This is a genomic window from Kribbella sp. NPDC050820 (genome assembly GCF_040653975.1).
In the GTDB taxonomy this organism is placed as follows: Bacteria; Actinomycetota; Actinomycetes; order Propionibacteriales; family Kribbellaceae; genus Kribbella.
This window is the reverse complement of record NZ_JBFAHB010000035.1, coordinates 36,914-51,000: the sequence shown is the minus strand read 5'-3', so window position 1 is coordinate 51,000 and position 14,087 is coordinate 36,914. Positions and strand designations below refer to the sequence as shown.

General features: G+C 69.3%; 15 protein-coding genes. 4 read left to right on the top strand and 11 right to left on the bottom strand.

The window, feature by feature from the left end; all coding sequences use genetic code 11:
- Positions 1–125: 125 nt before the first annotated feature.
- Genes AB0H36_RS26830 through AB0H36_RS26820 form a run of 3 tightly spaced genes read right to left on the bottom strand, consistent with a single transcriptional unit; the run spans position 126 to position 1,812 of the window.
- Entirely contained in the window at positions 126–1,076 is a 951-nt protein-coding gene (locus AB0H36_RS26830) for a cysteine synthase family protein (RefSeq protein WP_360529096.1), read from the bottom strand.
- The gene (locus AB0H36_RS26825) at positions 1,076–1,354 is read right to left on the bottom strand and encodes a MoaD/ThiS family protein (RefSeq protein ID WP_360528977.1); all 279 of its coding nucleotides are present in this window, start codon (positions 1,352–1,354) and stop codon (positions 1,076–1,078) included. The genes AB0H36_RS26830 and AB0H36_RS26825 overlap by 1 nt, the downstream gene beginning before the upstream one ends.
- A 2-nt stretch (positions 1,355–1,356) precedes the next feature.
- Entirely contained in the window at positions 1,357–1,812 is a 456-nt protein-coding gene (locus AB0H36_RS26820) for a M67 family metallopeptidase (protein ID WP_360528974.1), read from the bottom strand.
- A 98-nt stretch (positions 1,813–1,910) separates the two neighbouring features.
- Between AB0H36_RS26820 and AB0H36_RS26815 the strand changes: the two genes are divergently transcribed.
- A complete protein-coding gene (locus AB0H36_RS26815; protein WP_360528971.1) occupies positions 1,911–2,297 on the top strand; it encodes a hypothetical protein in 387 nt (128 codons plus the stop codon).
- A 4-nt stretch (positions 2,298–2,301) separates the two neighbouring features.
- Here AB0H36_RS26815 and AB0H36_RS26810 read toward each other — a convergent pair whose 3' ends face one another.
- From AB0H36_RS26810 to clpS, 4 genes are all read right to left on the bottom strand, one after another.
- Positions 2,302–3,294 (bottom strand): aldo/keto reductase, encoded by a 993-nt coding sequence (locus AB0H36_RS26810; RefSeq protein ID WP_360528968.1) that lies wholly within the window; start codon positions 3,292–3,294, stop codon positions 2,302–2,304.
- Between the two features lie 10 nt (positions 3,295–3,304).
- Complete coding sequence (gene ileS / locus AB0H36_RS26805) at positions 3,305–6,400, bottom strand: isoleucine--tRNA ligase (RefSeq protein ID WP_360528965.1); 3,096 nt, start codon at positions 6,398–6,400, stop codon at positions 3,305–3,307.
- Positions 6,401–6,754: 354 nt separating this feature from the next.
- Positions 6,755–7,306 carry a DUF2017 domain-containing protein gene (locus AB0H36_RS26800; protein WP_360528962.1) on the bottom strand — a complete coding sequence of 184 codons (552 nt, stop codon included), beginning with the start codon at positions 7,304–7,306 and terminating at the stop codon, positions 6,755–6,757.
- On the bottom strand, positions 7,303–7,590 hold the full coding sequence (gene clpS, locus AB0H36_RS26795) for an ATP-dependent Clp protease adapter ClpS (protein WP_131361796.1): 288 nt from the start codon (positions 7,588–7,590) through the stop codon (positions 7,303–7,305). Before clpS ends, AB0H36_RS26800 begins: the two co-directional genes overlap by 4 nt.
- A gap of 49 nt (positions 7,591–7,639) precedes the next feature.
- Between clpS and AB0H36_RS26790 the strand changes: the two genes are divergently transcribed.
- Positions 7,640–8,974 (top strand): nicotinate phosphoribosyltransferase, encoded by a 1,335-nt coding sequence (locus AB0H36_RS26790; RefSeq protein WP_360528959.1) that lies wholly within the window; start codon positions 7,640–7,642, stop codon positions 8,972–8,974.
- Complete coding sequence (locus AB0H36_RS26785) at positions 8,971–9,441, top strand: MarR family transcriptional regulator (RefSeq protein WP_360528956.1); 471 nt, start codon at positions 8,971–8,973, stop codon at positions 9,439–9,441. The genes AB0H36_RS26790 and AB0H36_RS26785 overlap by 4 nt, the downstream gene beginning before the upstream one ends.
- Here AB0H36_RS26785 and AB0H36_RS26780 read toward each other — a convergent pair.
- Positions 9,432–10,670 carry a D-arabinono-1,4-lactone oxidase gene (locus tag AB0H36_RS26780; protein ID WP_360528953.1) on the bottom strand — a complete coding sequence of 413 codons (1,239 nt, stop codon included), beginning with the start codon at positions 10,668–10,670 and terminating at the stop codon, positions 9,432–9,434. The genes AB0H36_RS26785 and AB0H36_RS26780 overlap by 10 nt on opposite strands.
- Before the next feature lie 177 nt (positions 10,671–10,847).
- Between AB0H36_RS26780 and AB0H36_RS26775 the strand changes: the two genes are divergently transcribed.
- Positions 10,848–11,846: an ElyC/SanA/YdcF family protein gene (locus tag AB0H36_RS26775; RefSeq protein WP_360528950.1), complete on the top strand. Its 999-nt coding sequence runs from the start codon at positions 10,848–10,850 to the stop codon at positions 11,844–11,846.
- Positions 11,847–11,850: 4 nt separating this feature from the next.
- On the opposite strand, the gene AB0H36_RS26770 is transcribed toward AB0H36_RS26775, so the two are convergent.
- The 3 genes from AB0H36_RS26770 to AB0H36_RS26760 are packed head-to-tail and all read right to left on the bottom strand — an operon-like array spanning position 11,851 to position 13,888.
- Entirely contained in the window at positions 11,851–12,366 is a 516-nt protein-coding gene (locus tag AB0H36_RS26770) for an NUDIX domain-containing protein (protein WP_360528947.1), read from the bottom strand.
- 44 nt (positions 12,367–12,410) lie between these two features.
- Positions 12,411–13,175, bottom strand: a complete 765-nt coding sequence (locus tag AB0H36_RS26765) for a sulfite exporter TauE/SafE family protein (protein WP_360528944.1) — start codon at positions 13,173–13,175, stop codon at positions 12,411–12,413.
- Positions 13,172–13,888 carry an FCD domain-containing protein gene (locus AB0H36_RS26760; RefSeq protein ID WP_360528941.1) on the bottom strand — a complete coding sequence of 239 codons (717 nt, stop codon included), beginning with the start codon at positions 13,886–13,888 and terminating at the stop codon, positions 13,172–13,174. The genes AB0H36_RS26765 and AB0H36_RS26760 overlap by 4 nt, the downstream gene beginning before the upstream one ends.
- Between the last annotated feature and the right edge of the window lie 199 nt (positions 13,889–14,087).

The following is a 14,087-nucleotide window of genomic DNA, read 5'->3' as shown; positions in this document are numbered from 1 at the left end:
CACCGGGACGGGCTCCTCCGCCGGCCCACCCGGTGACTACCGACCCCCAGCCCCGGCCGACCGGGTCCGGAGGACGGCCCCGCCACGGTCCGCGGCCTGGATCCTGGACAGGTAGTGCCTGGGAATCAGGCCCAGAGCTGGCCTTCGAGGCGGTCTTCGGCCTCGTCGATGGTGCCTTCGTAGGCGCCGGTGGACAGGTACTTCCAGCCGCCGTCGGCGACCACGAACGCGATGTCGGCGGACTCGCCCTCGCGCACGCACTTGGCCGCCTGGCCGAGCGCGGCGTGCAGGATCGCGCCGGTCGAGATGCCGGCGAAGATGCCTTCGTTGTCGAGCAGTTCCCGGACCCGGCGGACGGCGTCCCGCGGGCCGACCGAGAACCGGGCGTCGATGAGCGTCTCGTCGTACAGCTCGGGGACGAAGCCCTCGTCGAGGTTGCGCAGCCCGTAGACGAGTTCGCCGTACCGCGGCTCGGCGGCGACGATCCGCACCTCGGGCTTGTGCTCGCGGAAGAACCGGCCCGCGCCCATCAGCGTTCCGGTGGTGCCGAGGCCGGCCACGAAGTGCGTCACCGACGGCAGGTCGGCGAGGATCTCGCGCGCGGTGCCGTCGTAGTGCGCGGCCGCGTTCGACGGGTTGCCGTACTGGTAGAGCATCACCCAGTCCGGGTGCTCCTCGGCGACCTGCTTGGCCACCCGGACCGCCTCGTTCGAGCCGCCCGCGGCCGGGGAGGAGATGATCTCGACCCCCCACATCCGCAGGATCTGCCGGCGCTCCTCGGAGGTGTTCTCCGGCATCACGCAGACCATCCGGTAGCCACGCAGCTTGGCCGCCATCGCCAGCGAGATCCCGGTGTTGCCCGAGGTCGGCTCCAGGATCGTGTTGCCGGGCCGGAGCCGGCCGTCCTTCTCGGCGTCCAGCAGCATCCGCAGCGCGGCCCGGTCCTTGATCGAGCCGGTCGGATTGTGGTCCTCCAGCTTGGCCCACAGCCGGACGTCGGCCGAGGGCGACAGCTTGGGCAGCCCGACCAGCGGCGTGCCCCCGACCGAGTCGAGCAGGCTGTCGAAGCGCATGATCAGCCGCCGGCCACCGCGGGCAGCACGACGACGACGTCGCCGTCCTTGACACCGGTCTGCAGGCCGCCGGTGAAGCGGACGTCCTCGTCGTTCACGTACACGTTCACGAACCGGCGCAGCTCCTCCGGCTGACCCTCGACAATGCGCTCCTTCAGGCCCGGGTGGGTGCCCTCCAGGTTGTCGATCAGCTCGGCCAGGGTGGCGCCGTCGCCGTTCACCGCCTTCTCACCGCCGGTGTAGGTGCGCAGAATCGTCGGGACGCGCAGTTCGATCGCCATCTCTATTTCTCTCCTTCGGTCTCTTCATAGGAACCAACCACGCGGACTTCTTCTTCCACGACCTCGCCGTCGATGATCCGGTACGACCGGAACTCGACCGGGCCGTCGTACGCCGGGGACTCCGCACCGTCCCGGGTCGACACCAGCACGTAGTGGGCGCCGGGCTCCTGGGCCAGGTTGATGTCCGTGCGGGACGGGTACGCCTCGGTCGCGGTGTGCGAGTGGTAGATCACCACGGGTTCCTCGTCGCGCTCGTCCATCTCCTTGTACAGGCGGAGCAGATCGCCGGAGTCGAACTCGTAGAACGTCGGCGACATCGCCGCGTTGAGCATCGGAATGAACCGCACCGCCCGCCCGGACCCCACCGGCCCCGCAACCACCCCACACGCCTCGTCGGGATGATCCCGCCGCGCATGCGCAACGATCGCGTCGTACGTCCTCTGCTCGATCTCCAACACAGCACAACCGTAGTTGCCCGGAACGGCCCGACCTGACCACCGCAGCTCCCGTCCGGATACTGGGATGGTTTCAGAGAGTAATCATGAGGTGATACTGGGTGAACATGAGGGGACTGCGGAAGTACTGGGGTTGGGTGCTGCTGGCGATCATGCTCACCGCGGCTTGGTCATGGACGCTCGGACCGGCGGTGCTGGTCGCCGGCTGGGCGTTGGTCACAGGCTTCTTCCTGTTCCAGGCACCTGTCTGGTGCGGAGCCGAGGGGCGCCAAGGCCCCTGCCGGAACAACTCGTCGGGGATCCTGCTCGGCTGTAACCAGGTCCGCCAGCACAAGTGGCAGAAGCTCAAGCTCACCTTCGTTCCACGCCGATGGCGTGAGCTGAACAAGGGTCTGTGGGTGAATCCGACGAAGTGCCTCGCGACAACTGGTGCCATCGTCGGCATCGTCTCCGGGGTCGTCAGCACCAGCATTCAACTGGTGGGGTGACGCCCTACCAGCGGTCGTGGATCTGGGGGCGGATGAGGGTGTCGTAGGTGTCGCGGACGGCGGTCAACTGGTCGGGGGTGAGTGGGGGGAGGGTGGCGGCGGTGAGGTTGGCGGCTGCTTGGGTGGGGTTGCGGGCGCCGGGGATGACCACGGTGACGCCGGGCTGGTCGAGGATCCAGCGGAGGGCGAACTGGGCCATGGTGGTGCCGGCGGGGAGCCAGGGCATCAGGCGGCGGACGGCCTCCAGGCCGGTGCCGAAGTCGACGCCGGAGAAGGTCTCGCCGACGTCGAACGCCTCGCCGTGCCGGTTGTACGTGCGGTGGTCGTCCGCGCCGAACACCGTGTTCTCGTCGTACTTCCCGGACAGCAGCCCGCTGGCCAGCGGGACCCGGGCGATGATGCCGACACCCGCCTCCTGCGCGGCCGGCAGGACCTCGTCGAGCGGCTTGAGCCGGAAGGCGTTCAGGATGATCTGGACCGACGCGACGTTCGGCCGGGCGATCGCGGTCAGCGCCTCCGCGCAGGTCTCGACGCTCACGCCGTACGACGCGATCCGGCCCTCGTCCACCAGGGTGTCGAGCGCGTCGAAGACCGCGTCGTTCGAGTACACCGGCGTCGGCGGGCAGTGCAGCTGGACCAGGTCGATCGTGTCGACGCCGAGGTTCTCCCGGGACCGGTCGTTCCAGGCACGGAACGCCTCCAGGTTGTACGCCGACGGCACCTGCTCGACCCGCCGCCCCATCTTGGTCGCCACGGTCAAGCCGCCAGACCCGTTGAGCGCTGTCGACTTGATGACCTGACCGACCAGCCGCTCGCTGCGTCCGTCGCCGTACACGTCCGCCGTGTCGATGAACGTGACCCCGCCCTCGATGGCGGTCCGCAGTACGGCGAGCGCGTCGCTCTCGTCGACCGACCCCCAGTCGGCCCCGAGCTGCCAGGCGCCGAGCCCGACGACACCCACATCACGACCCGTACGACCAAGCCTGCGCGTCTCCATGGGGCCAACCCTAGGGAGTGACCTCGACCCGCACCTCGGGACCCTCCGCCAACGCGAGCTCCACCGCCAGCGTCTCCCCCATGATCAACTCGCGATGCACCTCGACCGCGGCGACCACCTCGGCCGGCGCCGTCACCGAGAACCGCACCCGATCCGTCACCTCCAGACCGGCGTCCCGCCGCGCCTGCAGGAGCGACCGGATCACGTCACGCGCCACCCCCTCGGCTTCCAGCTCAGGCGTCAGACCAGTGTCCAGTACGACGAAGCCGCCGCCGGCCAGCAGTCCACTCGCAGCCCCGCCCTCGGCCAGCGTGGTCTCCAGCGTGTACTCGCCCTCCGCCAACTCGATGCCACCGGCAACCACAACACCATCGGCGGAGACCGACCAGTCACCTGACTTGGAAGCCTTGATCACCGACTGCACGTCCCGCCCGAGCCGCGGTCCGGCCGCCCGTGCGTTGACCGTCAGCCGCTGCGACACCGGCGCATCCGCCGCATCCGCCGACGTCAGCACGACCTCCCGCACGTTGACCTCCGCGCTGATGATCGGAGCCAGTGCCTGCAGTTCCTCGGCGTCGGCAGCCGCGACGGTGAGCCGCTGCAGCGGTTGCCGGGCCCGAATCCCGGCCGTCTTGCGGATCGACGATGCAACCGAGCAGATCTCCCGAACCCGGTCCATCCGCGCGACCAGGCCGGCGTCCTCCGGCAGGTCGGAAGCCGTCGGCCAGTCGGTCAGGTGGACGGACCGCTCCCCGGTCAGACCGCGCCACACCTCCTCGGACACCAGCGGCAGCAGCGGCGCCGCGGTCCGGCAGACCACCTCGAGCGCCGTGTAGAGCGTGTCGATCGCCTCCGCCGAGCCGGCCCAGAACCGGTCCCGGGAGCGCCGGATGTACCAGTTCGTCAGCACCTCGAGGTAGTCGTTCACCGCGTCGCAGGCGGACGCGATGTCGTAGCGGTCGAGCCGGTCCTGGACGTCGCCGACGAAGATCCGCAGGCGGGCGAGCAGGTAACGGTCCAGCAGGTCGGTCGACGCGGTCGACCAGGATCCCGACGCGCCCGCTGCGTTCGCGTACAGCGCGAAGAAGTACCACGCGTTCCACAGCGGGATCAGCACCTGCCGGACGCCGTCCCGGATGCCCTGCTCGGTGACGACCAGGTTGCCGCCGCGCAGGATCGGGCTGGACATCAGGAACCACCGCATAGCGTCCGCGCCGTCCCGGTCGAACACCTCGGTCACGTCCGGGTAGTTGCGCAGCGACTTGCTCATCTTCTGCCCGTCGTTGCCGAGCACGATCCCGTGGCTCAGGCAGGACGAGAACGCGGGCCGGTCGAACAACGCGGTCGACAGCACGTGCAGCGTGTAGAACCAGCCGCGCGTCTGGCCGATGTACTCGACGATGAAGTCGCCGGGGAAGTGGTGCTCGAACCACGTCGTGTTCTCGAACGGGTAGTGCACCTGCGCGAAACTCATCGATCCCGAGTCGAACCACACGTCCAGCACGTCGGGCACCCGGCGCATCGTGGACCGCCCGGTCGGGTCGTCCGGATTCGGTCTGGTCAGCTGGTCGACGTACGGGCGATGCAGATCGGTGACCGGCACCCCGAAGTCCAGCTCGAGCTCCTCGATCGACCCGTACACGTCGATCCGCGGGTACGACGGATCGTCCGACCGCCACACCGGGATCGGCGAGCCCCAGAACCGGTTCCGGCTGATCGACCAGTCCCGCGCGTTCGACAGCCACTTGCCGAACTGCCCGTGCTTCACGTGCTCCGGGACCCAGGTGATCTGCTCGTTCAGCTCGACCATCCGGTCCCGGACCCGGGTCACCTCGACGAACCAGCTCGACACCGCCTTGTAGATCAGCGGGTTCCGGCACCGCCAGCAGTGCGGGTAGCTGTGCACGTAGCTGTCCTCGCGGACGAGCGCGCCGGACGCCCGCAGGTCCCGGATGATCGGCCGGTTCGCCTCGAAGACATGCAACCCCTGGTACGGCGGGACGACGCCGGTGAACCGCGCTCCGTCGTCCACGGTCAGCACGGTCGGGATCCCGACCGCTTCACAGGCGGTCTGGTCCTCCTCGCCGTACGCGGGAGCCATGTGCACGACGCCCGTGCCCTCGTCGGTGGTGACGTGCTCGGCGGCGATGATCTGGAACGCGTTGGCGGTGCCGGCCAGGAAGTCGAACAGCGGGGTGTAGCGGCGGCCGATCAGCTCCGACCCCTTGAGCCGGCGGAGCACCTCGCCTCCGAGGCCGGCGAAGTCGCCGTGCGCACCGGCGTACGCCGCCAGCCGCGCCTCGGCCAGGATCACCGGACGACCCTCGGCATCGTTCACGACGACGTAGTCGAGGTCCGGGCCGACGGCCATCGCCAGGTTGCTCGGCAGGGTCCACGGGGTGGTCGTCCAGGCGAGCAGCCGCTCGCCAGTCTCCAACTCGACCGCGACCGTGATCGAGGGGTCCTGGCGCGGCTGGTAGACGTCGTCGTCCATCCGCAGCTCGTGGTTGGACAGCGGGGTCTCGTCGTTCCAGCAGTACGGAAGGACCCGCAGTCCCTCGTACACGAGGCCCTTGTCGTAGAGCGTCTTGAACGCCCAGATCACCGACTCCATGTAGTCGCGGTTGAGCGTCTTGTAGTCGTTGTCGAAGTCGACCCAGCGGGCCTGCCGGGTGACGTAGCTGCGCCACTCACCGGTGTACTTGAGCACCGAGGCGCGGCAGGCCTCGTTGAACTTCTCGATCCCGAGCTCGAGGATGTCCGCCTTCGTCTTCAGCCCGAGCACCCGCTGCGCCTCCAGCTCGGCCGGCAGCCCATGCGTGTCCCACGCGAACCGCCGCTCGACCCGCCGTCCCCGCATCGTCTGGTACCGCGGCACGACATCCTTCACGTACCCGGTCAGCAGATGCCCGTAGTGCGGCAACCCGTTGGCAAACGGCGGCCCGTCGTAGAAGACGAACTCGTTACTCCCGTCCTGCCCCGCCTCCCGCCCGTCCACCGACGCCTGAAACGTCCCGTCCCGCTCCCAGTACTCGAGCACCCCAAGCTCAACCCCCGGAAAGTCCGGAACCCCACCCAGCCGCCCACCAGTCCTCGGATAACTCACCCGCCGATCGTAAGCGCGGCACCAACCGACCGCCCCCCGCGGACGGATAACCCCGCGCGTCACGCCTTCTCCCCTGACACACGCCCGGAGGAGGCACAACACCAGTGGATATCCCCCCGTCCTGACGGGTGTGGACTCAGGGTCTGCCTAGTGGCGCCGACGGACAGGAGGTCTCCGCCCTGCCGGCCGGCGCTCAGGCGGGAACCACATGCCACCTGACCCCTACGTCCCGTCGGCAGATCTCATCTGCAGCAACCACACCCACCTTCGCCCACCTGCCTGGAGCGCGATCACGGCCTGCAACGCGCTAAAGGCGCCGAACCAGCAGCCGCCGCCGAAGGCGGTGGCCGGGCTTCAGCGAATGTTGTGGAGTAAGGCTGACTGGAGGTAGCCGAGCCAGTCGTAGAGGTCGTAGGTGAGGCGGCGGGGGTCGTCGTCGGGGAGTTTCTCCCAGGTGGCGTAGTCGTCTTCTTCTTTGATGTCCAGGCGGGTGCCGATCGCCAGCCGGAGATCGTTGAGAGCTCGCAGCCAGGACAGCTGCTCGTCGGGCTCGAGGGCGATCTCGTCGGCGCCGGACTCCTCCAGGGCGGACAGCACCCGCTTGGCGTCGGTGATCTTGCCGTCGCGCAGCCCGCGCTCGGTGAACCGGCGGAACTCCGCCGACGCCATGTCGTCCTCGGAGTACGCGTCCGGCAGCAGCCGCTGCAGTACGACGTCCTCCGGCGGCGACGTCGGCCCGTCACTGTCGAGCAGCGCGGCGAGCGGGTCCGACGACTCGGTGGCGCGCGGCGGCATCCCGTCGTACAGGAGCTCGACCAGGTTGCGGAGCAGGTTCGCCAGGATGTCCGCCTCGTGCTCGGCGAAACTGACGACGACGGTCTTGCGGCGCTTGCGGAACCGTGTCACGACTTCTCGCAGGTGGCCCACAGGCCGTAGGAGTGCATGGCTTCGACGTCGCGTTCCATCGCCTCTCGGTTCCCGTTCGACACCGCCGACTTGCCCTCCTGGTGGACCTGCAGCATCAGCTTCTCCGCCTTGTGCTTGGAGTAGCCGAAGTAGGTCTGGAACACGAAGGTGACGTAGTCCATCAGGTTGACCGGGTCGTTCCAGACGATCGTCACCCACGGCGGGCTCAGCTCGATCGCCTCGTCGACCTCGGGGCTCTCGAGTTCGCTGGGTGCGGTGCTCACCGGTCCATTCTCTCCATCATCGGTTCGTCGTTCGCAATAGGCTGCCCTTGTGACGCACTCGACCGCGCTGCTGACAGACCACTACGAGCTCACCATGCTGCAGGCCAGCCTGGCCGACGGCACGGCGCATCGCCGATCGGTCTTCGAGCTGTTCGCCCGCCGGCTCCCGGACGGCCGCCGGTACGGCGTGGTGGCCGGCGTGAACCGGTTGCTCGACGCGCTCGACCGGTTCCGCTTCGACGAGCAGTCGATCGCGTTCCTGGCCGATCGGGGTGTCGTGGACCAGGCTACCCGCGACTGGCTCGCGGACTACCGGTTCACCGGCGACATCTCCGGTTACGCCGACGGCGAGATCTACTTCCCGGGCTCCCCGGTGCTGGTGGTGGAGTCCAGCTTCGCCGAGGCGGTGCTCCTGGAAACCGTTTTCTTGTCCATCCTGAACCACGACTCCGCGGTCGCCTCGGCGGCGTCCCGGATGACCTGGTGGGCCGGCGGCCGGCCGTGTATCGAGATGGGCTCGCGCCGGACCCACGAGGAGGCCGCGGTCGCCGCCGCGCTGGCGGCGTACATCGGCGGCTTCACCGCCACCTCGAACCTGGAGGCCGCCCGCCGGTTCGGCATCCCCAGCACCGGTACGGCGGCGCACTCGTTCACCCTGCTGCACGACAAGGAGCGGGAGGCGTTCACCTCCCAGGTCGATGCCCTCGGCAAGGGAACGACGCTGCTCGTGGACACCTACGACGTGGCCGAGGCGGTCCGGACCGCGATCGACATCACCGGGCCCGAGCTGGGCGCGGTCCGGCTGGACTCCGGCGACCTGCCGTCGCTGGCCGGCCAGGTCCGTGAGCAGCTTGACTCGCTCGGCGCGACCAAGACCCGGATCATCGTCACCAGCGACCTGGACGAGTTCCAGATCGCCGCCCTGGCGCCGGCGCCGGTCGACGGGTACGGCGTGGGGACCGCGCTGGTCACGGGGAGCGGCCACCCGACCAGCGGGTTCGTCTACAAGCTGGTCGCCCGCGAGGACGCCGACGGCACGCTGCTCCCGGTGGCGAAGAAGAGTCCGGACAAGATCTCGATCGGCGGCCGGAAGTGGGCGTTGCGCCGGCGCACGGCCGCCGGGGTCGCCGAGGTCGAGCTGATCGGCGTCGGCGAGCCGCCGGCGGACGACGGCGACGACCGCGAGCTGCTGAAGGTCCTGGTCGAGGGCGGCAAGATCGTCGGCCGCACCACGCCCGAGGAGTCCCAGGCGCACCACCTGAAGGTCCGCGACGAGCTCCCGCGCTACGCCAGCCAGCTGAGCCGCGGCGAGGCCGCCATCCCGACCGAGTACGTCGGCGACTACGACGCCCGGAATCCGTTCCTCTCGCGGAGCCACATGTGAGCACTGAACCCCAGGCATGGCCCGCCGACGCGCCGGCCAGTGAGGCGGACGTGCTGGTCGCGATGCGGTTCGCGGACCGCGCGGCCCGCAAGGCGGTCGCCGAGGAGCTGGCCGGCACCGGCCTGCACACCGGGCAGGAGCTCGTGCTGGCCAAGCTCCTGCACCACGGCTCGCTGCCGGTCGCCAAGCTGGCGAAGGTGCTCGACGTCGAGGTGCCGACCGCGACCAAGACCACCCAGCGGATGGAGACCGCCGGTTTGGTACGCCGGGTGAAGAACTCGACCGACGCCCGTCAGGTCAGCATCGAGCTCACCGACCGCGGCGCCGAGCTGGCCAAGACCGTCCAGAAGATCTACGACCGGGCCGGCCGCCGCGCCCTCGCCGCGCTCAGCCCCGAGGACCGTCGCGTGCTCCGCAACCTGCTGTGGACCATCACGACAACCCTCGAGCCGATGGATCAGGCTTGAGCGGGTAAATAGGTGTCCAGGTAAGGGTTGCGGAACTTGCCGTTCGGGTCGTACTTCGCGGCCAGGTCGATGAAGTCGGCGACCTTCGGGTAGCACGAGCGCAGGTACGCCGCGTCGGCCGCGAAGACCTTCCCCCAGTGCGGCCGGGCGCCGAGCGGGTTGAGCGCCTCCTCGAGCGCGAGCACGACCGGGCGTACGGCGGCCTCGTCCTGGATCCAGGTGAAGTGCAGGGCGACCGTGTCACGGCCCTGGCTCGGGCTCAGCCACAGCTCGTCGGCGGCGATCGTGCGTACCTCGGACACCTGGATGACCGGCGCCAGCTGGTTGCCCAGGGCTCGCAAGACCTCGAAGGACTCGGCGGCCTTGGCCCGCGGCACGAAGTACTCGGACTGCAGCTCGTCGCCGTTGCTCGGGGTGAACTCGAGCCGGAAGTGCGGCAGCCGCTCGTTCCACGGCCCCGGCACACCGCCCTGCTGGGTGGCGTAGTCGGCCGGCATCGTCTTGATCGGGTGCCGGGCTCCGTCGGCGACGTGCGCACCGAGCCAGTCGGGTTCGATCGGCGCACCCGCGCGCTGCTTGCGCCAGACCATCACGTCCGGGTCGACCCAGTCGGTGAACGCGCTGACGCTGTACGCGCTGCCCATCACCTCGGCGAAGTCGGATCCGAGCCGATCGACCGGCAATCCGTCGTACACGACCTGGCTGATCTCGTACGACGGTTGCACGTCGAGCGTCAGGCTCACCGTCACCCCGAGCGCGCCGACCGAGATGATCGAGCCGGCGAAGTCGGCGTCGCCGCGGGTCAGCGTGACCAACTCGCCGGACGCGTCGACGAACGTGATCGCGTTGACCGCGTCCGCCAGCGGGCCGTTGGTGTCACCGGAGCCGTGCGTCCCGGTCGAGCAGGCGCCGGCGACCGAGATGTGTGGCAGCGAACCGAGGTTGTGCAGGGCGAGTCCGCGGGACTGCAGGGCCGCGGTGATCTCGCCGTACCGGAGCCCGGCCGAGACGGTCACGCCGCCGTCGCCGACCTCGATCACCTTCGGCAGGTCTGCGACCGTGACCAGCGTGCCGGTGCTGTCGGCGATCCGGTTGAACGAATGCCCGGTGCCGAGCACGCGCACCTTCTCGTTCCGGGCGACGAGCTCCTGCAGCTCGGGCACCGACGCCGGCCGCTCGAGCGGACTCTCGAAGCTGATGTTCCCGGCCCAGTTGGTCAGCTGTGTCATCGATGGCCCCTTCTCTCCGGCCCGACTCTCGCACATCCGCCCACGCCCGGGCAGGACGGTCTTATCCCTTGGAGTACGGCGAAAGGTTTCGGGCGGCGGGGAGCAGTTCGAACGCGTCGGAACCACTCTGGTAAGGCGCGACTCCACCTGACGGACAGCGTGGTTGGATGGCTCCCGATGATCATCTGTTTCGGGGCGGCCGGGTTCTGGTTCCTGGTGTTCTGCCTGAGTTTCTGGCGGGACCGGCGGTTGTTCCGGAACGGGATCTTCCTGGTGCTGACGCTGATGTTCGCCGGGCTCGGCGTGATCTTCGCGCTGGACGCGGTCTCGGACACCGCCGCCCGGCTGCTCGTGGTCGCGATCCTGGCCGCCATCCCGGTGACGATCGCCGTCCTCGCGGTGTTCCTGGTGGTCAACGGCATCACGATGCTGCGCCGCGAAGGCCGTCGCCCGGCCAACCTGCTGTCCCTCGCCGCGGGTCTCGGCATCATCGGCCTGGTCGTCTTCGGCATCGCCGTCCAGCAGCTCGGCTGGGAACCACTCGCCGCGGTCCGGTCGGTCCTGATCGGCGTCCTGACCTACATCTCGTTCCTGTTCGTCTGCTTCCTCGCCTACGCCTTCGTCTACAGCCGGGTCCGCTCGTCCCGGAAGGTCGACTTCATCATCGTCCTCGGCTCCGGCCTGCGCGGTTCCCGGGTCCCGCCGCTGCTCGCGAGCCGGCTGGACCGCGCGAAGCAGGTGTACGACCGGGCGCTGCGCAAGGGCCGCTCACCGGTGATCATCACCTCCGGCGGCCAGGGCCCGGACGAGGACATCCCCGAGTCGCACGCGATGGCGTCGTACCTGATCGAGCGCGGGGTGCCGGCCGACCGGGTGCTGCGGGAAGACAAGTCGACCAGCACGTGGGAGAACCTGACCTTCAGCCGTGAACTCATGGTCGCCCGGAAGCCGAAGTACCGCTGCCTGATCGTGACGAACAACTTCCACGCCTTCCGCGCCGCCCTCACCGCCCGCCGGGCGAAGGTCAACGGCCAGGTCGTCGGCTCCCCGACCGCCACCTACTACTGGCCGACGGCAACCATCCGCGAGTTCGTCGCCATCCTCTACACCCACCGCTACCTGAACGGCGCCATCTGCCTCCTGATCGCAGCCGCCGCGATCACCCAGCACCTCTAGCGGATCAGGACCAGAGCTCGAACGGCTCGTCGATCTCCTCACCGGCCAGGAAGCCGGTCAGCAGGCCCGGCAGGTTCCGCGGGTAGAACAGCTCCTCGCTGGCGACCACCTCGGCGATCGGCCACCACCGGAAGCCGAAGTAGTCCTCTTTCTCGTCGTCGAACCGCCCGGACTCGTCGATGTCCGGCCCCGGTCCGCTGAGCCGCACCTGGCACACCACCTCGTGCTGCAGGTGCCGGGCCGCCCGATGCCGGAAGGCCGCCGTACGGCGCCAGGTCGGTGACCCCACCTGGTCGGCCGTGGCAACGATTCCCGTCTCCTCCTGCAACTCGCGCAGCGCCGTGTCCACCACGGTCTCCCCCGGATCGATGCCGCCACCGGGGAGTTCCCACCAGACCCCCAACTCCGGGGCGCCGAACTCGCGGGTGTGGAAGAGCAGGATCCGGTCCTGGTCGTCGCGGACAACGAGCCGGACCACGTCCCGCTCGACGATGGGCAGGTCGTTCGGTAGTGCCGTCATCGGGCTCCTTCCCCAGCAGAAGACGGCTCGAGCATAACCTCGGCCTAGCCCAGCATCAGGACCGCGGCCGTCACCCCGGCGACCACGATCAGCACGCGCAGCAGCGTTGCCGGGAGGCGGCGGCCGATGTGGGAGCCTACGTAGCCGCCGACGACGGAGCCGGCGGCCAGGAGGCCGGCGGCGGTGACGTCGAGGTCGGCGACGAAGACGAAGATGAGGCCGGCGACGAGGTTCGCGGCCAGCAGCGCGAGGGTCTTCAGGGCGTTGACGATGCGCAGGTCGAGATCGAGGCCGAGGCCGAGCACCGCCATCATCATCACGCCCGCGCCGGCGCCGAAGTAGCCGCCGTACACGCCGGTCAGCGCGGCGAAGAACGTGGTTGCCGGCGACATCGTGGTCCGCTCGGCGTGCGGGCCCTCGTGCCGCGACCGCAGCCACTTCGTGATCCACGGCTGCACGCCGACGATCAGGCAGGTGAACAGAATCAGCCACGGCGCCAGCGACGCGAACACCCCGGGCGGCAACGCCAGCAGCAGCGCCGCGCCACCGATCGCGCCGATCGCACAGGTCAGTACGACGGCAACTGAGTGAGCTCGCGGCACTTCGCGAAGCTCGCGCCGGTACCCGAACGACCCACTGGCCGCGGCCGGAAGCAGGCCGACGGTGTTGGACACGTTCGCCACGACCGGCGGGATCCCGAGCGCGATCAGCACCGGGAAGCTGAGCAACGACGCGACCCCGACCGTCGACGTCAACACGCCGGCGCCGAGACCCGCAGCGACCACCGCCAGATGTTCGGGACCCGTCACGACTGCTCGCGGAGCAGCGCGACGTCGGAGACCAGCATGACGTGCTCGTGCATCGCTGCGGCCGCGGCATCCGGGTCACCGGCCGCGATCGCGTCCGCCACCTTCCGGTGACCGGCCAGCGACTCGCGCGGCCGCCCCGGCTGGGACAGCGACTCCGACCGGGTCTCCCGGATCAGGTCGTGGATCGCCGCCATCATCTGGGTGAGCAACTCCGACCGCGCCGCCGCGGTGATCGCGCCGTGGAGCTGCTCGTCCGCGTCCACCCCGCGTCCGCCGGTCTCGATGTCGCGCTCCATCCGGTCGAGCGCCGCCCGGATCGCGGTGAGGTCGTCGTCGGTACGCCGTACCGCTGCCAGCGCGGCCAGCTTCGACTCGAGCGCGTCGCGGGCCTCGATGATCTCCGGCAACCGATCGGCATGCGCGCGGATCGCCTCGATCACCGCTCCAGTCCGGGCCCGCTCGGTCAGCACTGTCCCATCGCCGTGCCGGACCACGACCACGCCGATCACCTCCAGCGCGACCAGCGCCTGGCTCAGGGTCGCCCGGCTGACGCCGAGCCGCTGGGCCAGTTCACGCTCCGGTGGCAGGCGGTCACCGGGCAGCAGGCCGTTCTCCTTGATCCAGGTGGAGATCTGGTCGGCGACCTGCTCGTAGAGGCGCGACCGAAGTACCGGACGAGGCGGTACCAGTCTTCCGGGCAGCGGCGAGTCCATACAACCCAGCTTATTGACAACTGGCCCATTGGGCTATTGGCTAGGCCACTGAGCCAAATACTGCCAAGTAGGCATCCCCGGAAGAAGGAACCACCACGCTCCCCAGATGGCCGCATCACAACGCATCACCGCCGCGGCACTCGAATCTGTCGGGGCCGTTCACCACGTCATCCCCGAGCCCGACACCCCTGAGTCTTTC